Below are 22,835 nucleotides of genomic sequence, written 5' to 3'. Positions count from 1 at the left end.
CTTTCTGTTATGGCATCACTTGGAGCCTCTTTTTCCGTTCAATGACTTTTTTACTTTGGCCGGCACGCCCGCCGCCATCGAGTCGGCCGGAATGTCGTGCGTCACCACACTTCCCGCCGCGATGATGCAGCGGTCGCCGATGGTCACACCGGGGCACACCACCACGCTGCCCCCCAACCAGCAGTCGTCACCGATGGTGATGGGATGGGCCGTCTCCTGCGTCTTGCGTCGCGCCACATAGTCGGTGGGATGTTGGGGCGTGTAGAGTTGGCAGTTGGGGCCGATGAGCGTGTGGTTGCCGATGGTGATGAGTCCGCTGTCGAGCATCACGCACCCATAGTTCACGAACACGCCCTCGCCAAGCCTTATGCCGTGGCCGTGGTCGCAGTGGAAAGGAGGGCACACGGCCGACGAACGGGGGATGCCGGGGATGAGGTCTTCTATCACCTCCCGGTAGTCATCGTCATAGATGGTCATCGTCTGCAAGCGGGCACATGCCTTTTTGGCGTGCTTCATACTTGTGTCTGTCTCGGGGTCGGAGAAGTCGTAAAGCTCCTCGCGCCGCATCTTTTCCATTTCGCTCATAGTCAAGTTTTTGTTTGTCGCGGACCGGTGCCGGAAGCATGTCCACAATAATCATATTTTAGACGCATGTCGACAAAAAAGGTTTAATCGGTCGGTGAAAATTCCGTTCTTCCCCTTCCCGCTCTCGCTGCTCCCCCACTCTGCAGAGAATGCGACGATGACAAATATTGCGAAACAGCATTTCGGGAGCAGGCTGCGATATATGTCAAATGTTTTTTTATGTGAATATTTTAAACATTTATGAGGCTTTTGGATTGTCGTATCAAAAAAATTACTATCTTTGCATAGGATAGATGATATTTGACAATCAGGGGCCGGGCTCCCTTAGTCTCATTTGCACTATCCCTGCATAAAGACAGGTCGCGCCCGGCCATCGGCGGGCAAACTCTCATTGTATTATAGACAGGATAAATTTGACAGGTAAATCAACAATCACATTTCAAAAATGGCTAAGTATAATATCGTAGAAAAGAAAGGTGTCAACGCAGCCTACCGCTCGTTGGTTCCTTCCCACACCAAGGATGTGCTGCAGGAAGGCATCCTCCGCATCATCGTAATGGAAAAGAAGTATCTCGACCCCGACTATTCGGCCAAGAAACTCGCCGAAGATCTCGGCACCAACACGAGATATGTCTCGGCTGTGGTCAACACGCGTTTCCACTGCAACTACACAGAATTTGTCAACAAGTATCGCATTGACGAGGCCATGACCATCCTCTCCGACTATCACTACGAGAAGGTGAACATGGAGGAAATCGCCAGCATGGTGGGCTTTTCCAACCGCCAGTCGTTCTACTCGGCTTTCTTCCGCTTCAAGGGCATGACGCCGCGCGAATACAAGATGGCGCACATGCAGCACCGGGCCAAACCGGCGAAAGGGAAAAAGAAAGAGGAGAAGTAGAAAGGGGGAGAAAGCCTCCCCCGGCCCCTCCGAAGGAGGGGAGTGCCTCGCGGGAGAAAGTCTGCTAAGGAGGCTCTTCGCCGACGGGGGCTTACGCCCCTTGTGCGGGGGAAGAGGGGCTTTACTGAAACCTACTCTTTATTCGCTCCATTCGTTCTATTCGCCGACAACGTTTATATTCCTCGGCGAATGATGCGGATTAGACGAATTTATCTTCCCTACTCCTTATTCGCTTCATTCGTTCTATTCGCCGACAACGTTTATATTCCTCGGCGAATGATGCGGATTAGGCGAATTTATCTTCCCTACCCCTTATTCGTTTTATTCGCACCATTCGCCGACACGAAATATTTATCGGGAAAAGGAGTATTGCCCATGGCAGTGACCTACGATTGCAGGTTGTCATCATCGAAAGTAAATGATTTGCGAAACTCACAGTAAATCATTATCTTTACACAATGATATTAAAGAATTTCTACAATGCTTTTTTTTCGGTGTGCTTGTTCCCCAATGGTATATAGCACGAAACCTACCAAGATTGAGAAAAAGCCTTACATGGCTTTTCCCCATGCCCATCTTTCCGGCCTGTCCCATCTGCCTTATCCGGCCATCTGCCCCATCAATTTTCTCACTCGGCCCAAACAATCCTGCAAAAGAGGCCGAATGAGAAGCTGAAAGAGGCCCTTTTAGAAAGCCGTTCGGGCCGAGCGGCAGCCTGCAGCAAGGTGGAAAAGCCCCCTTACAGGGGGTTGAGGGCCTGTTGGTGGATTGGAAACTAAAAAAAGGGAAGCACTTGCCTGCTCCCCTTGCCGGTGCAAAGATACAACATCAATGCGCAAAATGCAAATCTATGGTAAAAGGTATTAACAACCCATTGGGGTGGTTCCGTATTTCCCTGCAATGCTTGCTTCTATCCTTTTACATGGACCGTACCACTGTCAGTGCCCAACACGGTTTGTGCCCATTCGGGAATGGCGTTGACATAAGTTCTAACAAGTTTTCCATTTACCATGCGGAAAAGCAGTTGGGCCTCGGCATTTTCTACGGAATTGTCATAGACGTAGGTCCTATCTGCCAGTTTAGAAGCTATGTGGCAATTAACGATAGAGCGATTGTAGCGGGATATGATTTTGGGGATTGGCACATCGTGGCCGCCTTCCATGACTCGCTTGGCAATTCTTGCAGCATTGATAGCAGGGCTGTTTGCAGAGACGAAAAACAGGCGAATGAAGAAGCCCGCCTCTTTTGCTCTCTTTATGTAGTCGATCTTTTGCGGTATAGAAAGAACCGTCTCAAATATAAGGCTCTTCTTTTTTGTCAGACAATCCTCCCGCAAATCCTCACAATATTTCACAGACTTCATGATGGCATCCTTATCGTTCCAATCGCCAAATTTCTCTTGGGCAATGATATCCGGGTTGATATATACTGCATCCTCCAACCACTCATGATGTAGTATTTTGGAGGTAATCGTAGTTTTACCGGAACCGTTTGGCCCGGCTATCACGATAAGCACCGGTTTATGTAGCCTGTCCGTCATTGTGCAACAGCAACATTCGGGTTGGCTCCAAACCACAACCGGCTTTGCTCAATGGCATCCTTGCGCAACTGGGCAAAATAGCGTTTGTGGGCATCTTCTCCTTTGCGCTTGGCATCGGCTGCCGCTTCACTCATAATTTGCCGCAACATCTCGTCTGTGGGCTCCTCCAAACTTGTGAGCCTGTATGAGTCTATCTTCTGCATTTTACAACTCCTTATCCATTTATTTGCAGACAAAGATACAATATTATTTTCAGAAAATGAAGATTACAAAAGAAAAATAAATGAAAGTAAGAATACTATGATCCATTGTGCTCCACCCCTTTACGCCCGCCACGCCGCCATCCGGCGAAGACGGGTGCGCCGCAGGGCGGCCTACCCTCTCTGCCGGCTTCCGTTTTCAGCGACGGGAAAACAATTATGAGGGTTTTATTTTGCCGTGTCCCCGTTTTTTACTACCTTTGCAGCCAATTTATTATATAATAAGGTATTAGAAGAAATGATAACAGTAACGAATCTTGCGATTCAATTCGGAAAGAGAGTGCTTTACAAAGATGTAAACCTGAAGTTCACCCACGGAAATATCTACGGCATCATCGGGGCCAACGGCGCCGGTAAGTCTACCCTGCTCCGCGCCATCAGCGGAGACCTGGAACCCAACAAGGGAACCGTGGAACTGGGGCCGGGCGAACGCCTTTCCATCTTGGAGCAGGATCACTTCAAATATGATGCCTATCGCGTGCTCGACACCGTGCTCATGGGACATGAGCCGCTGTGGAAAAACATGAAGGAGCGCGAGGCCATCTATGCCAAAGCCGAGATGACCGAGGAAGACGGCAACCGTGCGGCCGACCTCGAACTGAAGTTTGCCGAGATGGACGGTTGGGAGGCTGAGAGCAATGCCGCCCAGATGCTCCAAAACCTCGGCATCAAGGAGAGTCTGCACGAGAAGCAGATGTCGGAACTCTCCAACAACGAGAAGGTGCGCGTGATTTTGGCCAAGGCCCTCTTCGGCAACCCCGACAACCTGCTGCTCGACGAGCCCACCAACGACCTCGACCTCGACACCGTGGAGTGGCTGGAAGAGTATCTGAGCAACGTGGAGCAGACGGTGCTCGTGGTGAGCCACGACCGCCACTTCCTCGATGCCGTGAGCACACAGACGGTGGACATCGACTTCGGCAAGGTCACCATGTTTGCCGGCAACTACTCGTTCTGGTATGAGAGTTCGCAGTTGGCCCTGCGTCAGGCTCAAAACCAGAAGATGAAGGCCGACGAGAAGCGCAAGCAGTTGGAGGAATTCATCCGCCGCTTCTCCGCCAACGTGGCCAAGAGCAAGCAGACCACCTCGCGCAAGAAGATGCTCGAAAAGCTCAACGTGGAGGAGATACGCCCGTCGAGCCGAAAATATCCCGGCATCATCTTCCAGATGGAGCGCGAACCGGGCAACCAGATACTTGAGGTGGAAAACCTCAAGGCGGTGGATGAAGACGGAACGGTGCTGTTCGACAACGTGAATTTCAACATCGAGAAGGGACAGAAGGTGGTGTTTCTCTCGCACAATCCCAAGGCCATGACGGCGCTGTTTGAAATCATCAACGGCAACAGGCAGGCCGACGGAGGCGAATACAAGTGGGGCGTGACCATCACCACGGCCTATCTGCCGCTCGACAACACAGCATTCTTTGACACCGACAAAGACCTCGTGGAGTGGCTCAGCCAGTACGGGCCGGGCAACGAGGTGGCCATGAAAGGCTATCTGGGACGTATGCTCTTCTCGGGCGAGGAGGTGCTCAAGAAGGTGAATGTGCTCTCGGGTGGCGAAAAGATGCGCTGCATGATAGCCAGAATGCAGTTGCAGAACGCCAACTGCCTCATCCTCGACACGCCCACCAACCACCTCGACCTTGAGAGCATACAGGCCTTCAACAACAATCTTGTGCTCTTCAAGGGCAACGTGCTCTTCTCCAGCCACGACCATGAGTTCATCAACACCGTGGCCGACCGCATCATCGAGCTCACCCCGCAGGGCACCATCGACAAGCTCATGTCCTACGACGACTACATCTACGACGAGCAGATCAAGGCGCAACGGGCAGGCATGTATGGTTTGGCATAGTTTTTGCAATGTCATGTAAGTGAATACTTTCTATTAAAATTATGGCAAAAGAAAAAAAGATAAACATTGAAGACGGCAATGCAGAGGAGCTGAAAGACTCCCTGCACACCGAAGAAACCGGCGCGCAACAGGGCGCGGACGAGGCGGCAGGCGAGGCCTGCACTGCCGAAGGGCCGACCGGCAGCGAAGGAGGACACTCCGAACCCGACGCGGAGAAAGACCCGCTGGAGGCTGCCAACGAGCAGAACGCCAAGCTGAAAGACCAGCTGCTGCGCACCATAGCCGAGTTTGACAACTACAAGAAGCGCACTTTGAAGGAGAAGACCGAACTTATCCTCAACGGAGGCGAGAAGGCCATCACGGCCATCCTGCCCGTGCTCGACGACTTTGAGCGGGCTCTGGCCGACAAGAGCGACGACCCGCAGGCCATCCGCGAAGGGGTGCAGATGATCTTCAACAAGTTCTATAAAACCCTTGAAGGACTGGGCGTAAAGAAAATCGAGACCGACGACAAGGACTTCAATGTGGACTATCACGAGGCCGTTGCCATGGTGCCCGGTATGGGCGATGACAAGAAGGGCAAGGTGATCGACTGCGTGCAGACGGGCTACATGCTCAACGACAAGGTGCTACGCCACGCCAAGGTGGCCGTGGGACAATGATGAAAGGTGGAAAATTGAACAGTTGAAAAAATGAAAAAGCCTTTTCCCCTGTACGGACTCGGTCTGTGCAAGGGAAAAGGTGTATACAAGAAAGCAGACTAAAAGGTGGCACAGAAAAGAGACTACTATGAGGTGCTTGAAGTAAGCAGAAGCGCTTCTGATGAAGAAATCAAAAAGGCCTATCGCAAGATAGCCATCAAATATCACCCCGACCGCAACCCGGGAGACGCCAAGGCGGAGGAGAAGTTCAAGGAGGCTGCCGAAGCCTACGACGTGCTCCACGACCCGGAGAAGCGGCGCAGTTACGACCAGTTCGGCTTCGACGGCCCGCAGGGCGGTTTCGGAGGCTTCGGCGGAGGTGGTGGCATGAACATGGACGACATCTTCTCCATGTTCGGTGACATCTTTGGCGGCCATTCCGGTTTCGGGGGCTTCGGCGGTTTCAGCAGTGGCGGCGGACGCTCGCAACGCCCGCAATATCGCGGTGCCGACCTGCGGCTGACGGTGAAACTCACCTTGCAGGAGGTGGCCACAGGTGTCACCAAGAAGTTTAAGGTGCGCAAGGATGTCACTTGCGACCACTGCCACGGCACGGGAGCCGAGGGCGGCAGTCGGGCCGAGACGTGCCCCACGTGTCAGGGTAGCGGCGTGACGGTGAAGACCGTGCGCACGATGCTCGGTATGATGCAGACACAGATGGCCTGCCCCACCTGCCACGGCGAGGGCACGGTGATCAAGAACAAGTGCCCGCATTGCGGCGGTGAGGGCGTCACGAAGGGCGAAGAAGTGGTCGAGATACAGATTCCGGCCGGTGTGGCCGAGGGCATGGTGGTCAACGTGCCCAACAAGGGCAATGCCGGAAAGCACAACGGTGTGCCCGGAGACATACAAGTGCTCATCAAGGAAGAACCCAACGACACTTTCGTGCGCGACGGTCAGGACATCATCTACAACCTGTTGCTTGACTTCCCCACGGCTGTGCTGGGCGGCGAAAAGTCTATCCCCACCATCGACGGCAAGAGCGTCACCATCAACATCGAACCGGGCACGCAACCGGGCAAGACACTCCGCCTGCGCCACAAGGGCATTCCCGCCATTCAGGGCTACGGCTCGGGCATCGGCGATCTGGTGGTGCATATCAGTGTCTACGTGCCGAAAGAACTCACCAAGGACGAGCGTAAGGCCGTCGAGAGCTTCCGGCAAAGCGACAACTTCAAAGGGGACAGCGAGACGAAGAAGACGATTTTCGAGCGGTTCAAGAACTTCTTCAGCTAAGTTTTCTGTCGCCGCACGAGGACATTCCCACGCCCCCCACCCTTCACTCCTCACTTTTAACTTGATAAATGATGACTTACGACGAGACGGTCAGGTATCTATACGACAGCACCCCTGTTTTCGAACATGTGGGTGCTTCTGCTTATAAGGAAGGACTTGACGACACGCAGGCACTCGACGAGCATTTCGGCCACCCCCACCGTTGCTACAAGACCATCCATGTGGCGGGCACCAACGGCAAGGGATCATGCTCGCACACGCTTGCGGCCATCCTCCAGAGCGCGGGCTGCAAGGTGGGACTCTACACGAGTCCGCACCTTGTAGACTTTCGCGAGCGCATACGGGTGAACGGCATGTGTATCAGCGAGAAACGAATTGTCGACTTTGTGGAACAGGAGCGCAGCTTCTTCGAACCCCTCCATCCCTCATTTTTCGAGTTGACCACGGCCTTGGCCTTCAAGTATTTCGCCGAACAGCAAGTTGACATCGCTGTCATCGAAGTGGGACTGGGCGGTCGGCTTGACTGCACCAACATCATCACGCCCCTGCTCTCCGTCATCACCAACATCTCGTTCGACCATACCCGGTTCCTTGGCAACACGCTGGCGAAGATTGCCGGGGAGAAGGCGGGCATTATAAAGAAAGGTGTGCCGGTGGTGATTGGCGAGACCACGGCAGAGACCCGGCCCGTGTTTGCAGCCCGGGCCCGTGAGGTGGGTGCCCCCATCCGTTTCGCCGAAGACGCTCCGGTGGTGCGCTCGTCGGTCGCGCTGTCCGGCGGTGGCCGCGAATATCGGTTGTCCGATGGTCGCACGGTGTGCGGAGAACTCTCAGGCGACTATCAGGAAGCCAATATGAACACCGTGCTTACAGCCGTGGAAGAACTTCACCGGCAGGGCATCGCCCTTTCCGAAAGCGATGTGGAGCAAGGCATCGCCGCCGTGAGCGTCCTGACGGGGCTCATGGGGCGTTGGCAACGCCTGCGCGAGCGGCCCTTGGCCGTATGCGACACGGGGCACAATGTGGGCGGCTGGAACTATCTCGTCGGGCAAATCAAGGCGCAGCCCTGTCGCCGGCTGCGCATCGTGTTCGGCATGGTCGACGACAAAGACATCGACCGGATATTGGCCATGCTGCCCCGTGAGGCCGATTTCTATTGGACACAGGCCTCCTCCCACCGCGCCATCCCGGCTGCACAGGTGGCCGGAAAGGCAGCCGCAATCGGGCTCCGCGGGCGGAGTTATGCCACTGTGGGAGAGGCTTGGCAACAGGCTTTGGCCGATGCCTCTCCGGAAGATTTCATCTTTGTGGGCGGGAGCAGTTATGTGGTGGCCGACCTTCTGGCACTCCCCAAGGCAGGATAATCTTATCATTAAATATTTAAGTTTCGCAAGCTCAACTTTAGGAGTTAAAGGAGTTAAAGGGAGTTAGCACTCGCTTCGCTCGTTAGAAGTTAAGACAACAGCCTTTATTGATTGACTGCTTCATTGCATTAGGAAGAAGGACTATTGTCTTAACTCCCTTTCACTCCTTAACTCCTTTAACTCCTGCTGAACTTGCGAAAGTTCAGTTAAATACTTTTAACTCATCAAATGGTGTGATTTTTCTATTTTCATTTGCGGCTTTCGTTTATTTTTAGTTACTTTGCAACTATGATATAAGTTTGATTGAAGACTTGGTCAAGTAACTAAAAACTTAAATATTATGAGCACAAACGAAACGCAAAACCTCTGTGGTCTGAAACGCGAAGACTTTCAGACCACTATCAACGGAAAAAATACAGATCTCTTCATCCTGAGAAACAGTGCGGGAAATGAAGTGGCTGTCACCAACTACGGTGGTGCCATCGTTGCAATCATGGTGCCCGACAAAGATGGAAAGCCGGCCAATGTGGTGCAGGGGCACGACAACATCAAGGAGGTCATCAACTCGCCGGAGCCCTATCTTTCCACACTCATCGGCCGTTTCGGCAATAGGATCAAGGAAGGGCGGTTCACACTCCACGGCAAGGAATACCATCTGGCAGTCAACAACGGCCCCAATGCCCTCCACGGAGGCCCCACAGGATTCCACGCCCGTGTTTGGGAAGCCAATCAGGTGAACGACCATGCTGTGGTGCTCAAATACACAAGTGCCTACGGTGAAGAGGGCTTCACGGGCGAAGTGAATGTATGGGTGGCCTACACATTCACAGACGATAACGAATTGGTTATCAAATATCTGGCCACTTGCAACAAGGAAACTATCATCAACCTCACCAACCACGCCTTTTTCTCTCTCGCAGGCATCGCCAATCCCACTCCGACGATCGACGACTTGGTTTGTGAAATCAATGCAGACTTTTATCTTCCCATCGATGCCACGTCTATCCCGACGGGCGAGATACGCTTTGTGGAGGGCACTCCGTTTGACTTCCGCCAGCCGAAACCGGTGGGACGCGACATAGATGCTGACAACGAACAGATACGCAACGGGCATGGCTACGACCACTGCTTCGTGCTCAACAAGCGGGAGGAGGGCGAACTTTCGTTTGCCGCACGCATCAAGGATCCCGCCAGCGGACGCACGATGGAAGTCTATACCACCGAGCCGGGCGTGCAAGTGTACTCCGATAACTGGGCCGACGGCTACAAAGGACAGCACGGAGCCACCTTCCCGCGACGCTCGGCCATCTGTTTCGAGGCCCAGCACTTCCCCGATTCTCCCAATCGTCCCTATTTCCCGTCGGTCATCTTGAAGCCCGGGCAGGAATACACGCAGAAAACCATCTATAAGTTTGGCGTAGACAAATAATAACCAAAACAATAAAATGGAAAATTCTAAAAAGAACGGAAGCATCATCGCCATCATCACGATGATGTTTCTTTATGCAATGATTGCATTCGTGACCAACTTGGCTGCTCCTATCGGCGTGGTGTGGAAAAACCAACCCGAAATCGGCGGTAGCAACCTGTTGGGTATGATGGGTAACTTCATGAACTTCTTTGCCTATCTGTTTATGGGCATTCCGGCCGGCAAACTGCTCACTCGCATCGGCTATAAGAAGACTGCCATGCTTGGCATTGGTGTGGGCTTTGTGGGCGTGTTGATTCAGTATCTGTCCGGTTTCCCCGGCGGTATGACCGGTTTCTATGTCTATCTGTTGGGAGCCTTCATCTCCGGTTTCTCCGTTTGCTTGCTTAATACGGTGGTCAATCCGATGCTCAACCTGCTCGGTGGCGGTGGCAACCGTGGCAACCAGCTCAATCTCATCGGCGGTACGCTCAACTCGCTTTCCGGTACGCTGACTCCGATGCTTGTGGGTGCGCTTATCGGAACCGTCTCCGCCAGCACCCAAATGGCTGATGTCAACTTCGTGCTCTACATCGCCATGGGCGTGTTTGCATGTGCTTTCATCATCCTTTCTTTCATCCCGATTCAGGATCCTGAGATGGGAAAGACCACGGCAGAGACCGTCTTCGAGCATTCTCCGTGGAGTTTCCGCCACTGTGTGCTCGGTGTCATTGCCATTTTCGTTTATGTAGGTGTTGAAGTCGGCATTCCCGGCACGCTCAATTTCTACATTTCCGACACCACGGAGAAGGGCGCAGGCCTGTTGACCAATGCTGCTGCCATTGGCGGTTTCGTGGCCGGCACTTATTGGTTGCTCATGCTGGTGGGGCGTTTTGTCTCCGGTTTCATTGCCGACAAGATTTCCTCCCGCACAATGATGCTCACCACCACCGGCACCGGCATGGTGCTCATCCTGTTGGCCATCCTCATCCCGAAGACTGTCACCACCTCCATGCCGCTTTTCACCGGTTCTTCGTTTGAACTGACAGTTGTGCCCGTAAGTGCCCTGCTGCTCGTGCTCTGCGGTCTTTGCACCTCCATCATGTGGGCATCCATCTTCAATCTGGCCACGGAGGGACTCGGCAAATACACGGCTCAGGCATCCGGCATCTTCATGATGATGGTGGTAGGCGGTGGTGTGCTGCCCCTCATCCAGAATTTCATTGCCGACAAAACCGGCTACATGATCAGCTATTTCGTTCCTCTTGTGGCTATGGGCTACATGTTCTACTATGCCCTTGCGGGCTGCAAGAATGTGAACAAGGACATTCCCGTTGATTAACAAAACCTAATTACTATAACTATCATGGATATTGAATATGTAAGAAGTCGCTTCATCAAGCACTTTGACGGCAAAACCGGCAACATCTACATGTCGCCCGGTCGTATTAACCTGATTGGTGAGCACACCGATTATAATGGCGGATTTGTTTTCCCCGGGGCAGTGGACAAAGGTATCATGGCCGAGTTGCGCCCCAATGGCACCAACACAGTGATGTGTTATTCCATCGATCTGAAAGACCGTGTGGAGTTTAAGGTGGACGACCCCGAGGGACCCCGCACCAGCTGGGCACGCTACATCTATGGCATCGTGCAGGAGATGAAAGGCCTCGGTGTGCCCGTGAAGGGATTCAATACCGCTTTCTACGGCGATGTTCCCCTCGGTGCAGGCATGTCGTCAAGTGCGGCACTTGAGAGCTGCTTTGCCTTTGCCCTGAACGATTTGTTCGGTGACAACAAGGTTTCCAAGTGGGATATGGTGCTTGCCGGACAGGCCACCGAGCACAAATATGTGGGTGTGAACTGCGGTATCATGGATCAGTTTGCCAGCGTCTTCGGACAGGAAGGCAAGCTGATGCGCCTCGACTGTCGTTCGCGCGACTTCGAATACTTCCCCTTCGAACCCAAAGGCTACCGCCTCGTGCTCATCAACAGTTGCGTGAAGCACGAACTGGCGGGCTCGCCCTACAACGATCGCCGCAACTCTTGCGAAAACGTGGTGAAGCATATTGCTGCCAAGCACCCCGAAGCCAAGTTTGAAACCCTGCGCGACTGCACTTGGGAACAACTCGAAGAGGTGCGTGCCGAAGTCGGCGAGGAAGACTATTCCCGTGCCCATTTCGTGCTTGGCGAGAAAGACCGCGTGCTTGCCGTCTGCGATGCCCTCGACCGTGGCGATTATGAAACCGTAGGTCAAAAGATGTATGAAACCCATGAAGGGTTGTCGAAGGAATACGAGGTGAGCTGCGAGGAACTCGATTTCCTCAACGACCTGGCCAAGGCCAACGGCGTGACCGGTTCCCGCATCATGGGAGGCGGCTTCGGAGGTTGCACCATCAACCTCGTCAAAGACGAACTCTACGACCAGTTCACAGCCGATGCTAAAGCCAAATTTGCCGCCAAATACGGTAAAGAGCCGAAAGTCATCGATGTGGTGATTGGTCAGGGAGCTCACAAGGTTTGCTGATGTTTCCCTTCCTTCCCCTTTCCGGGAGGAGAGCCATTTAGGCTGCCTCCGCTTTAGGATTCGCAAGTCGGATGCGGAAACGCAGTAGGCAACTTTATCAAAACAACTAAGCAATAAAGCCCCAATGCTCACTTGATGGCATTGGGGCTTTCTGTTTTTCCTTTGCAGGACGACCAAAAGTTGCCGATATTGGGTGGAAGATGAGCACACGTATTGCTCATACACAGCATCGGCCCTTTTGTAATGGGAGGGACAAAACGCCTCACTTAAGCAGAAAAAAGTATAAAAAAGTCATTTAGCTTTGCAAATATCAAAATAATGTGTATATTTGCAAAATTACTGGATTTAATAAAATAACAACGTATGAAGAAAACTTTATTGATTGGACTGTTTGCCGTCATGGGTATCGGTACACAGCCGATATTTGCACAAGACGTACAGTATCGCACCATGCCCCAGGAGCAACTTGATTCCATGGAACAGACAGCCGCTGCCGATTATGATGCTATAAAAAAACAGGTCAGCGATACCAAGTCGAAAATGAAGGCTGCCAAAAAAGAGTACACCGATTTTAAGAAGCAGTACAAGGAGTTGTGCAAGGAAGAAAAGCAGCGCAAGGAGGCTTTGAAAAAGATACGCAAGGCAATGGAATTGAGAAAGAAACTGCGCGATCTGTCGCACAGCTAAGTTTAGAAAGTTCCTTCGGGAACGACCCTCTCCCCTTTCCCCACCTTCTTGATATAAGGGCCTTATAGGGCTTTATACCATTTATGAGGAGGGTGGAAACGGAATGTTGTGGGGAGGAATTACCAAACGCCAAGAGGCTGCATCCATATTCTGTTGGGTGCAGCCTCTTGGCATGATCGTATAAAGCTTGCTTGGGAAGAAAGTCCAAGACTTGATGTTGGGGCAGCCGGAAGGCGAAGATGCGTTCCTCCTCCCGGCTGCCGAGGATCAGTGCTTGGCTATCCAGTCGACAATCCAAGCCCCCACCTCTTCCGTGCCGTAGTGGGCACCACCTTCCACCTGTATTTCGGGCGTGCGCACATTGGCATCGAGGCTGGCATCAACGGCTTTGCGGATGGTCTGTCCCTCCTCGGTGAGCCCGAAATGCTCAAGCAACATGGCTGCAGAAAGAATCTGGGCAAGGGGGTTGGCGAGGTTTTGTCCGGCTGCCTGCGGCCAAGAACCGTGTACGGGTTCGAAGAGCGGCGTGTGCTCGCCCAGCGACGAAGAGGGCTGAAGCCCCATTGAACCGGTGATGCAGGAGGTCTCGTCGGTGAGGATGTCACCGAAGGTGTTCTCGGTCACGATCACATCAAAGAACGTGGGTTCGGTGAGCACACGCATTGCAGCGTTGTCGATGAACATGTAGTCGGTGGTCACCTCGGGATATTGAGGCTCCATCTCCTTGGCTATTTGCCGCCACAGGCGCGAACTGGCCAGCACATTGGCCTTGTCGACTACGGTGAGATGCTTGTTGCGCTTCATGGCATACTCGAAAGCGACTTTCAAGATGCGCTCTATCTCCGGACGCGTGTAGATGTCGGTGTCGTAGGCCTTGTCGTTGTCCTGATACTTCTCGCCGAAATACATGCCGCCCGTGAGTTCGCGAATCACCACGAAATCGGCCCCGCGGAGCAGTTCGTCCTTGAGCGGACTCTTGTGGAGCAGACAGTCGAATGTGGCCACAGGGCGCACGTTGGCAAAGAGCCCCAGCTTCTTGCGCATGGCCAGCAACCCTTGTTCGGGGCGCACCTTAGCCGTGGGGTTGTTGTCGAAACGCGGGTCGCCCACGGCGGCGAAGAGCACGGCATCGGCCTCCATGCACGCCTTGAACGTGTCGTCGGGGAACGGATCGCCCACTTCGTCAATGGCGTGGGCACCGCAAATAGCTTCGTTGTAGGTGAACGTGTGGTTATACTTGGCTGCGATGGCATCCATCACGGCTACACCTTGTTTCATAATCTCTGGCCCGATGCCGTCACCGGCCAGCACTGCAATGTTTAATTTCATATATTGTTGTTTGATGGTTAATATTTCAAAGGAGTTAAAGGGAGTTAAGAAGTTAAAGGGAGTTAAGACAATAGTCCATAGCTTGAATAAATGGAGAAAAAGAGCAGAAGATAGTCAATGCTTCCAACTACCCTTAGCAATAGAACTATTGTCTTAACTCCCTTTAACTCCTTAACTCCCTTAACTCCCCAAAGATCCTCCCTCCTCGGTCTCCCCCACATTGTTTTCAAACTGGTTGAGCATCTTGAATGTAGCCTTGATGGCCGCTTCGGTCTGGTCGGCATCAAGACCACGGGTGCGCCAGATGCGGTTGCCCAAGCGCCATGTGATGGCCGTCTGCACGAGCGCGTCGGTGCGGCCGCCCGGCGGAATGCTCACCACATAGTTGTCGAGCAGCGGGAAATCCTTGCCCAACCGGTCGCGGTAGATCTTGCGGAGCGCCTTCACGAAAGCGTCATACTGGCCGTCGCCCGTAGAGTCGGCCTCATACTCACGGCCCTCTATCTCCACCTTGAGGCTGGCGATGGGCTTCAGCCCGTAGGATGTGGAGACCATGTAGCTCACGAGTTTCACCTTGTCTTCGGGCGCACTGTGTTTCAGCACGTCGCTCACGATGTAGGGCAAGTCCTCCTGCGTGACGAGCTCCTTCTTGTCGCCCAACTCCGTGATGCGCCGGGTCACAGCCTTAGTCTGCTCGGGTGTGAGTTCCAACCCGAGGTCTTCAAGGTTTTTGACGATGTTGGCCTTGCCCGAATTTTTGCCAAGCGCGTACTCGCGATGACGACCGAAACGTTCGGGCACGAGGTCGTTGCAGTAGAGATTGTCCTTGTTGTCGCCGTCGGCATGTACCCCGGCCACCTGCGTGAACACGTATCTGCCCACCACCGGCGTGTTGGGAGCCACGGCAATGCCGCTGTAGCCCTCCACCAACCGGCTCACGTCGTTGAGCATCTCCTCATGGATGTTGGTATGGGCATGGAACATGTCTTTCAGTATCACCTGCACACTGGCCAGCGGCGCATTGCCGCAACGCTCGCCCAGACCGTTCACCGTGACGTGCAGTCCTTTGGCACCGCTGAGCACGGCAGCCAGCGAATTGCTCACCGAGAGGTCGTAGTCGTTGTGGGCATGGAAGTCGAAATGGGTGTCGGGATAGCGTTTGAGCATCTTGCGCAGGTATTCCACACACTGCAACGGATTGAGGATGCCGAGCGTGTCGGGCAGCAAAAAACGCCTGATGCCCGCCCCCTGCAAGGCATCCATGAGCCCGTAGACATATTCGGGCGAGTCCTTCATGCCGTTGGACCAGTCTTCGAGGTAGAGATTCACGGTGAATCCCTGCTCCAGCGCGTATGCCACCTCACTCCGGATGTCAGCCGCATGTTCCTCGGGAGTCTTCTTCAGCTGCTGTGTGCAATGTTTCAACGAACCCTTGGCGAGCAGGTTGATGACTCTGCCGCCACACTCCTTGATCCAGTCGATGGAGCGGTGTCCGTCGACAAAGCCCAACACCTCGACGCGCCCGAGCATACCGTTGTTGGCGGCATAGCGGCATATCATCGACACGGCATTCTTCTCGCCGTCCGACACGCGGGCCGAAGCCACCTCGATGCGGTCTACATTGACATCTTTCAGCAGCTTGCGGGCGATGACGAGTTTCTCATGGGGCAGAAACGACACACCGCTCGTTTGTTCGCCATCGCGCAGGGTCGAGTCCATAATTTCTATGGCCGGCCGGCCGGCCATGCCCGTTTTGTCATATTCACTCATAGCCGAGCATTTCCTTTCTTCGCTTGTATTCGTCATTTGTTGGCCGCCTCCCAGCTTTCCACCTTGTCGCGGTTTTGCACGAGGAAGTCCACATCATCGAGCCCGTTCATGAGGCAATGCTTCTTGTAGGCGTTGATTTCAAACTGCTCGCTGCGCCCGGTGGCCAGATTGGTCACGGTCTGGTTGGGCAAGTCCACCCTGACTTGCGTCTTGTGGTCGGCCTCGATACTTTGGAAAAGTTCTTTAAGAAAGTCTTCGGTCACCACCACGGGCAACACGAAATTGTTGAGTTCGTTGTTCTTGTGGATGTCGGCAAAGAACGAACTTATCACCACGCGGAAGCCCGCGCCGGCGATGGCCCATGCGGCATGTTCGCGGGAAGACCCCGAACCGAAGTTCTTGCCGGCCACGAGTATCACCCCCGAATAGCTCGGGTCGTTCATCACGAAGTCTTTCTTGGGCGTGCCGTCGGTGTTGTACCGCCAGTCGCGGAAGAGGTTGTCGCCCATGCCCTCCTTGTCGGTGGCTTTAAGAAAGCGTGCGGGGATAATCTGGTCGGTATCTACGTTCTCCAACGGCAAAGGAATGCAGCCGGAGGTGATGATGTCAAATTTCTGTTTCATTGGGTTGAGGTTTTTGATTAGGAGTTAAAGGAGTTAAGGAGTTAGAGGGAGTTAAGACAATAGTCCATAACTAATGAATCTTTATTATTAAAGAATTAAAAGAGTTACAGACAACTATCCATCTCTTGAATGAACGGAGAACATAAAAGGAAAAGAAGACAAAAGATTGCCAAAGGCTTAACTACCCTCGGCAATAGAGAGCTATTGTCTTAACTCCCTTTTTTTTCGCTATCGCTCAAGGAACTTCTCCTTAACTCCCTTTGACTCCCATAATTATTCCATTAACGTTCTCGGATCGGTGATGACTCCCGTGACAGCGGCAGCCGCAGCCACAAGGGGCGAAGCCAGAATGGTGCGCGAACCGGGGCCCTGACGGCCCTCGAAGTTGCGGTTGCTGGTGCTCACGGAGTATTTGCCGGCAGGTATCTTGTCGTCGTTCATGGCCAGACAGGCAGAGCATCCCGGCTGTCGGATCTTGAACCCCGCAGCCTCGACAATGCGGTCGATGCCCTCCTCGCGTATCTGTTTGTCAACGAGCCACGAACCGGGCACGAGCCATGCCGTGACCCCTTCGGCCTTCTGCCGCCCCTTCACGATGGAGGCGAAAGCGCGGAAATCTTCGATGCGCCCATTGGTGCATGCCCCGAGAAACACGTAGTCGATCGGGTGACCGAGGAGCTTTTCGCCCGGCTGAAAGCCCATGTAGGCGAGACTTTTCTTGAAAGAAGCCTGTCCGGCATCGTCTATCTCGGCGAGCGTGGGGATGTGTCCGGTGATGCCCATGCCCATGCCGGGGTTGGTGCCGTAGGTGATGTGGGGCTCGATGTCGGCCGCATCGAAGGTCAGTTCCTTGTCAAACACGGCATCCTCCCCACTCTTGAGTGTCTTCCAGTAGGCCACGGCCCGGTCCCACTCCTCGCCCTGCGGAGCATATTCGCGCCCCTTGATATACTCGAAAGTGGTTTCGTCGGGAGCGATGAAGCCGCCCCGGGCCCCCATCTCGATGGAGAGATTGCACAGTGTGAGCCGGCCTTCCATCGTCATGTCTTTCACCACGTCGCCGGCATACTCCACAAAGTAGCCCGTGGCCCCGGAGGTCGTCAGTTCGGTCATCAGATAGAGGGCCACGTCTTTGGCCGTCACGCCCTTGCCCAACTTACCGTTGATGCTGATGCGCATCGACTTAGGCTTCGACTGCAAGATGCACTGTGAGGCCATCACCATCTCCACCTCCGATGTGCCGATGCCGAAAGCCACGGCTCCCATGGCCCCGTGGGTGGAAGTGTGGGAGTCGCCGCACACGATGGTCATGCCCGGCAGGGAAAGACCCTTCTCGGGGCCCACCACGTGGATGATGCCATTGTCTTTCGAGTTCATGGCATAATGAGTCAGCCCGAAGTCGGCCGTATTCTTCGACAACGTGTCCACCTGCTTCTTCGACACAGGGTCTTCAATGGGTTTGTCTTGGTCGTGGGTAGGCGTATTGTGGTCCGGCATACAGAATATCTGCCCCGGACGGAAGCATTGCAGTCCGCGGGCGCGCATCCCGGCAAAGGCTTGCGGGGAAGTCACTTCGTGGCAGTAGAGGCGGTCGATGTAAAGTTGTGTAGGCCCGCCCTCCACGATCTGCACGACATGCTTATCCCAAATCTTGTCGAATAATGTGTTCATAATCTTTCTTTGTATTTATTGCGTTTTCAATCTCTGAACTTGTTGATGCAATCGATGTAGGCCTCCACCGAAGCCGTCACGATGTCGGTGTCGGCCCCGAAACCGTAGTACACGTGGCCGTCGTACTCCACCTGCATGTGTACCTTGCCCAAATCGTCCGACCCTTTGTCGATGGCCTGAATGGTGAACTCCTTGAGGGTCATGTTCTTTCTGATTATTCGCTTGAGTGCCTTGATGGCCGCGTCTACAGGGCCGTTGCCCGTCGAACACTCCTCAAACTTCTGTCCGCTGATGTCGAGGCCCACGCTGGCCACGCTCTTCACGCCCTTGCCCGTGGTCACTTGCAGGTAGTCGAGCTTCACGCTGTGGCCCTCGGCCGATTCGGCTCCGGCCAACACGAGGATGTCATCGTCGGTCACCTCCTTCTTCTTGTCGGCCAGCACGAGGAATTTCTTGTAGAGCGCGTCGAGTTTGGCCTCGTCTTCCACCTCCACACCATTCACATGCAACCGGTATTTCAGCGCAGCGCGGCCCGAACGGGCGGTGAGTACGATGGCGTTGTCGTCGAGTCCCACTTCCTTGGGGTCGATGATTTCATAGGTCTGCACGTTTTTGAGCACGCCGTCTTGGTGGATGCCGCTCGAATGGGCGAAAGCGTTGCGCCCCACGATGGCCTTGTTGGGCTGCACGGGCATGTTCATCAGACTCGACACCAAGCGCGATGTGGGGCAAATCTTCGTCGTGTTGATGTTGGTGTCGATGCCCACGCCCTTGTGGCATTTGAGTATCATGGCTATCTCTTCGAGCGACGTGTTGCCGGCGCGCTCGCCGATGCCGTTGATCGTCACCTCCACCTGCCGCGCCCCGTTGAGCACACCTTGCAGGGTGTTGGCTGTGGCCATGCCCAAGTCGTTGTGGCAGTGGGTGGAGAGCACAGCCTTGTGTACCCCGTCCACGTGCTCCATCAGGTATTTTATCTTGTGCCCATACTCCTCGGGCAGACAGTAGCCCGTGGTGTCGGGTATGTTGACTACTGTGGCTCCGGCCTTGATGACGGCCTCCACCACACGGGCGAGATATTCATTGTCGGTGCGCCCGGCATCCTCGGCATAGAACTCCACATCCTCTACATATCTCTTGGCATACTTCACGGCGGCCACGGCGCGCTCGATGATTTCCTCGCGGTTGGAGTTGAATTTGTATTTGATGTGCGAGTCGCTCGTCCCGATGCCGGTGTGTATGCGCTTGTGCTTGGCATACTTGAGGGCTTCGGCCGCGCAGTCGATGTCTTTCTCCACGGCACGTGTCAGCGCGCAGATGGTGGGCCAAGTCACGGCTTTGGATATTTCTATCACCGAGTTGAAGTCGCCCGGACTCGAAATGGGGAAGCCCGCCTCTATCACATCCACGCCCAACTGCTCCAGTGCCTTAGCCACTTGTATTTTCTCTACCGTGTTCAACTGGCAACCGGGCACTTGTTCACCGTCGCGCAGTGTCGTGTCAAAAATGAATAATCTGTCGCTCATGATTCTATACCTTTATTATATATATGTACTCTCGATTCTATCCGCAAACTACGAAAAAAGCCTTCCACACTTCCACGGAAGTGAGAAAGGCTTGGATGTATAGTCTCTCAGAGCTATATGCACACCTTATCACTTCCGGCCACCCGATGCAGTCGAATTCGAATAATAAGGTTTAGTATGCTCTGAATATTGTTCATCTTGTCTTTTCGTTGAAATACGGATGCAAAGGTAATGGATTTTACGGAACAATGCAAACAAATTGTTGCTTTTTTAATCAAAAATTAAATAATTCTTCATTTCTCACCCCGCTTTTCATTATAAAGAGGCAATTTATGGGCGCATTAGAATTAGATTCTTTACCTGTCTTTTGATAAATATTCCTTAAATGGCTACCATTTTTGCGACCAAATTGGCTATCTTTGCAATAGAATTAAAGGAAACCGCCATGATGATAATAGGTACAAAAGACTTTTGTAGCAACCGGACGAAATTTGCTGTAAAGTTGCGCCATGCCTTGCAAGAAATGATAGATGCTAAGGCTGGAGAAACGCAATTAAAAACGGCAGAGGACTTGCTTTATGAACTTTAGATTCCGATCACTTCCGACTTTGGAAAGGAAGCCATAAGGGACGGCTGATACTGGGTGGTAAAACCAATCTGTGTGTTGCTCACATACTCGATGAAAAACGCTGAAGGAAGTCTCTGCAAGCATCGGTCTGTGACGAATAATATCAACAAAAGCACCTCTGTAAAAACTCTCCAACCAGAGCGAAAAACCTGCCTTAAACCGTCGGAAAAGCCCACAGATTTCCTCATTCGGGCCCATCGAGCTTGCAAAAGAGCCACAGTTGAAAGCCAAAATGGCCACAGTTGCCGTGCAACTGTGGCCATTTTGCAAGCCCGTTTGGGCTCTTTCAGCCCTATTTTCGGGCCTAATATCGTGTCAATAAAATTCAAGTGGTTGAATATCAGCGTTTTGAAAAAGCCGCCAAAATCGCGTATTTACGCCAACGGGCCGTCGGTTGCAAATATTGCAAGCACAGAGGCCGAAAACGAATAAATAGTTTGACAGTCATCTATCCGGATGCCTCTCCCGTTAAGCACCGCCTGAGCGGCCAAAGTCATCATCTCAGAAAATCGGCATCGGGCGCAGGCGGCAGGTCACCGAAGGGATCATCGCCATTGATTTTGCTGCCGATGATTTCACCGCCACCGCCCGGCATGGGAGCGATGGAATTGTCTTCGGGGTTCTGGAAGCGGGTGAACTCTCCGCGGAAGTTGAGCAACACATCGCCCGTGGCACCCTTACGGTGTTTGGCTATGATGATTTGGGCCATGCCGTGGAGGTCGTTGCCCTTGCCGTCGTCATAGATGTGATAATACTCGGGGCGGTGAACGAAGAGCACCATGTCGGCATCCTGCTCGATGGCTCCCGACTCGCGGAGGTCACTCAGCTGCGGCCGCTTGCCGTCGATGCCCTCACGGTTTTCCACCGTTCGGTTGAGCTGGCTCAATGCCAAGATAGGGATGTTGAGCTCCTTGGCCAGCCCCTTGAGCGAGCGGGAGATGGTGGACACCTCCTCCTGTCGGTTGCCGAAACGCATACCGCTGGCGTTCATCAGCTGCAAATAGTCTATCATGATGATTTTCACCCCTTTTTCCCTCACCAGTCGGCGGGCCTTCGTCCGCAGCTCAAACACCGAGAGACCCGGCGTGTCGTCCACATAGATGGGTGCTCCCGTGAGTTTGCGCAGGTTTTTGTCGAAGCGTTCCCACTCGTGAGGTTCGAGCTGACCGCTGAGTATCTTGTGTCCCGAAATCTCGCACACGTTGGAAATCAAACGGTTCACCAACTGCACGTTGTTCATTTCGAGCGAGAAGAAGGCGATGGGTTCGCGGTAGTCCACGGCGATGTTCTTGGCGATGCTCAGCGCAAACGAGGTCTTACCCATGGCCGGTCGGCCGGCAATGATCACAAGGTCGGAAGCCTGCCACCCGCTCGTGATGTCGTCCAGCCCGGTGAATCCGCTCGGCACACCGGTCAGTCCCCCCTTGTTCTTGGTCGCAGCCATAAGTATTCGCTCCGCTTCGGCTATCACGGGGTCTATCTGCGTGTAGTCTTGCCGCATGTTCTTCTGAGAGAGTTCGAAGAGCGCACCCTCGGCGTGCTGCATCAGTTCCTCCACATCCACTGTCTCGTCGTAGGCATTGGTCTCTATCTCACCGGCAAAATGGATGAGCTGACGGGCAAGGAACTTCTGCGCCAATATCTGCGCATGATATTCCACATGGGCCGACGAGGCCACATGCTGACTGATGTCGAGCACGTAGGGCGCACCGCCCACACTCTCGAAGGTGCCCTGCCGCTTGAGTTCTTCGATGACGGTCATGATGTCCACCGGCCTCTCCTCCATGTTCATGGCTTGGATGGCCTCGTATATCTTCTGGTTGCGGGGATCATAAAACGTCTCCGGGTGCAGTATCTCCGCCACCACCGAAAAGGCATCCTTGTCCACCATGAGTGCTCCGATCACCAGTTGCTCGATGTCGGGAGCCTGCGGGGGCAGATGCCCGTAGGTGTTGTCTATCGGGGTCTGCGCACGCCGCCGCCCCGTCTTGTTTGATTTATTTTCAGGCATGTCGTTTGAATTGTCGGGACAAAGTTACGATAAAAATGTGAGATACGGAAAAACATGATAATGGATTTGACCTGACAAAACATTCAACTGCACCAAGCGTATCCGGCCATTTGGGTTATATATGGTTCAATGTTGTCATGAAATGTAAAAAAAACGAGGAGACGACATACCTTATTTCTCGATAATTTGCTATTTTTGCACAAGAATAAA

19 protein-coding genes are annotated in these 22,835 nt (G+C 53.5%); 10 read left to right on the top strand and 9 right to left on the bottom strand.

What is annotated here, in order from left to right; genetic code table 11:
• Positions 1-15 precede the first annotated feature (15 nt).
• Positions 16-585 carry a sugar O-acetyltransferase gene (locus HMPREF6485_RS12875; protein WP_004347080.1) on the bottom strand — a complete coding sequence of 190 codons (570 nt, stop codon included), beginning with the start codon at positions 583-585 and terminating at the stop codon, positions 16-18.
• Between the two features lie 445 nt (positions 586-1,030).
• Here HMPREF6485_RS12875 and HMPREF6485_RS12870 point away from each other — a divergent pair, with 445 nt between their 5' ends.
• On the top strand, positions 1,031-1,486 hold the full coding sequence (locus tag HMPREF6485_RS12870) for a helix-turn-helix domain-containing protein (RefSeq protein WP_004343089.1): 456 nt from the start codon (positions 1,031-1,033) through the stop codon (positions 1,484-1,486).
• 910 nt (positions 1,487-2,396) lie between these two features.
• Here the strand turns inward: HMPREF6485_RS12870 and HMPREF6485_RS12865 are convergent.
• Together HMPREF6485_RS12865 and HMPREF6485_RS12860 are read right to left on the bottom strand one after the other, a co-directional pair.
• The gene (locus tag HMPREF6485_RS12865; protein ID WP_004347078.1) at positions 2,397-3,026 is read right to left on the bottom strand and encodes a zeta toxin family protein; all 630 of its coding nucleotides are present in this window, start codon (positions 3,024-3,026) and stop codon (positions 2,397-2,399) included.
• On the bottom strand, positions 3,023-3,229 hold the full coding sequence (locus HMPREF6485_RS12860; RefSeq protein ID WP_004347077.1) for a hypothetical protein: 207 nt from the start codon (positions 3,227-3,229) through the stop codon (positions 3,023-3,025). The genes HMPREF6485_RS12865 and HMPREF6485_RS12860 overlap by 4 nt, the downstream gene beginning before the upstream one ends.
• Before the next feature lie 295 nt (positions 3,230-3,524).
• Between HMPREF6485_RS12860 and HMPREF6485_RS12855 the strand changes: the two genes are divergently transcribed.
• The 8 genes from HMPREF6485_RS12855 to HMPREF6485_RS12820 all read left to right on the top strand — a co-directional run bounded on the left by HMPREF6485_RS12855 (position 3,525) and on the right by HMPREF6485_RS12820 (position 13,067).
• Positions 3,525-5,144 carry an ABC-F family ATP-binding cassette domain-containing protein gene (locus tag HMPREF6485_RS12855; protein WP_036926810.1) on the top strand — a complete coding sequence of 540 codons (1,620 nt, stop codon included), beginning with the start codon at positions 3,525-3,527 and terminating at the stop codon, positions 5,142-5,144.
• A gap of 41 nt (positions 5,145-5,185) precedes the next feature.
• Positions 5,186-5,806: a nucleotide exchange factor GrpE gene (locus HMPREF6485_RS12850; protein ID WP_004347074.1), complete on the top strand. Its 621-nt coding sequence runs from the start codon at positions 5,186-5,188 to the stop codon at positions 5,804-5,806.
• 105 nt (positions 5,807-5,911) lie between these two features.
• Positions 5,912-7,081: a molecular chaperone DnaJ gene (gene dnaJ / locus HMPREF6485_RS12845; protein WP_004343098.1), complete on the top strand. Its 1,170-nt coding sequence runs from the start codon at positions 5,912-5,914 to the stop codon at positions 7,079-7,081.
• A 71-nt stretch (positions 7,082-7,152) separates the two neighbouring features.
• Entirely contained in the window at positions 7,153-8,445 is a 1,293-nt protein-coding gene (locus tag HMPREF6485_RS12840) for a bifunctional folylpolyglutamate synthase/dihydrofolate synthase (RefSeq protein ID WP_044126463.1), read from the top strand.
• Positions 8,446-8,785: 340 nt separating this feature from the next.
• Positions 8,786-9,874 carry an aldose epimerase family protein gene (locus HMPREF6485_RS12835; protein WP_004347067.1) on the top strand — a complete coding sequence of 363 codons (1,089 nt, stop codon included), beginning with the start codon at positions 8,786-8,788 and terminating at the stop codon, positions 9,872-9,874.
• A gap of 16 nt (positions 9,875-9,890) precedes the next feature.
• Positions 9,891-11,195 carry an MFS transporter gene (locus HMPREF6485_RS12830; RefSeq protein ID WP_004343101.1) on the top strand — a complete coding sequence of 435 codons (1,305 nt, stop codon included), beginning with the start codon at positions 9,891-9,893 and terminating at the stop codon, positions 11,193-11,195.
• A gap of 24 nt (positions 11,196-11,219) precedes the next feature.
• The gene (gene galK, locus HMPREF6485_RS12825; RefSeq protein ID WP_004347065.1) at positions 11,220-12,380 is read left to right on the top strand and encodes a galactokinase; all 1,161 of its coding nucleotides are present in this window, start codon (positions 11,220-11,222) and stop codon (positions 12,378-12,380) included.
• A gap of 363 nt (positions 12,381-12,743) precedes the next feature.
• Complete coding sequence (locus tag HMPREF6485_RS12820; protein ID WP_004347064.1) at positions 12,744-13,067, top strand: hypothetical protein; 324 nt, start codon at positions 12,744-12,746, stop codon at positions 13,065-13,067.
• A 267-nt stretch (positions 13,068-13,334) separates the two neighbouring features.
• Here the strand turns inward: HMPREF6485_RS12820 and leuB are convergent, their stop codons facing one another.
• The 5 genes from leuB to HMPREF6485_RS12795 all read right to left on the bottom strand — a co-directional run bounded on the left by leuB (position 13,335) and on the right by HMPREF6485_RS12795 (position 19,986).
• Positions 13,335-14,396, bottom strand: a complete 1,062-nt coding sequence (gene leuB, locus HMPREF6485_RS12815) for a 3-isopropylmalate dehydrogenase (RefSeq protein WP_004347062.1) — start codon at positions 14,394-14,396, stop codon at positions 13,335-13,337.
• A gap of 180 nt (positions 14,397-14,576) precedes the next feature.
• Positions 14,577-16,166, bottom strand: coding sequence for an alpha-isopropylmalate synthase regulatory domain-containing protein (locus HMPREF6485_RS12810; RefSeq protein WP_004343105.1), 1,590 nt, complete (start codon positions 16,164-16,166; stop codon positions 14,577-14,579).
• Positions 16,167-16,198: 32 nt separating this feature from the next.
• Positions 16,199-16,789, bottom strand: a complete 591-nt coding sequence (leuD, locus tag HMPREF6485_RS12805) for a 3-isopropylmalate dehydratase small subunit (protein WP_004347058.1) — start codon at positions 16,787-16,789, stop codon at positions 16,199-16,201.
• A gap of 273 nt (positions 16,790-17,062) precedes the next feature.
• On the bottom strand, positions 17,063-18,460 hold the full coding sequence (gene leuC / locus HMPREF6485_RS12800) for a 3-isopropylmalate dehydratase large subunit (RefSeq protein ID WP_004343107.1): 1,398 nt from the start codon (positions 18,458-18,460) through the stop codon (positions 17,063-17,065).
• 26 nt (positions 18,461-18,486) lie between these two features.
• A complete protein-coding gene (locus HMPREF6485_RS12795; protein ID WP_004343109.1) occupies positions 18,487-19,986 on the bottom strand; it encodes a 2-isopropylmalate synthase in 1,500 nt (499 codons plus the stop codon).
• A gap of 385 nt (positions 19,987-20,371) precedes the next feature.
• Here HMPREF6485_RS12795 and HMPREF6485_RS12790 point away from each other — a divergent pair, with 385 nt between their 5' ends.
• A complete protein-coding gene (locus HMPREF6485_RS12790; protein WP_004347055.1) occupies positions 20,372-20,575 on the top strand; it encodes a hypothetical protein in 204 nt (67 codons plus the stop codon).
• Positions 20,576-21,110: 535 nt separating this feature from the next.
• On the opposite strand, the gene dnaB is transcribed toward HMPREF6485_RS12790, so the two are convergent.
• Positions 21,111-22,625 carry a replicative DNA helicase gene (gene dnaB, locus HMPREF6485_RS12780; RefSeq protein WP_004347050.1) on the bottom strand — a complete coding sequence of 505 codons (1,515 nt, stop codon included), beginning with the start codon at positions 22,623-22,625 and terminating at the stop codon, positions 21,111-21,113.
• Between the last annotated feature and the right edge of the window lie 210 nt (positions 22,626-22,835).

It is taken from the genome of Segatella buccae ATCC 33574, assembly GCF_000184945.1.
In the GTDB taxonomy this organism is placed as follows: Bacteria; Bacteroidota; Bacteroidia; order Bacteroidales; family Bacteroidaceae; genus Prevotella; species Prevotella buccae.
The sequence above is the reverse complement of the archived record's forward strand: the minus strand, read 5'-3'. Positions and strand labels throughout refer to the sequence as shown.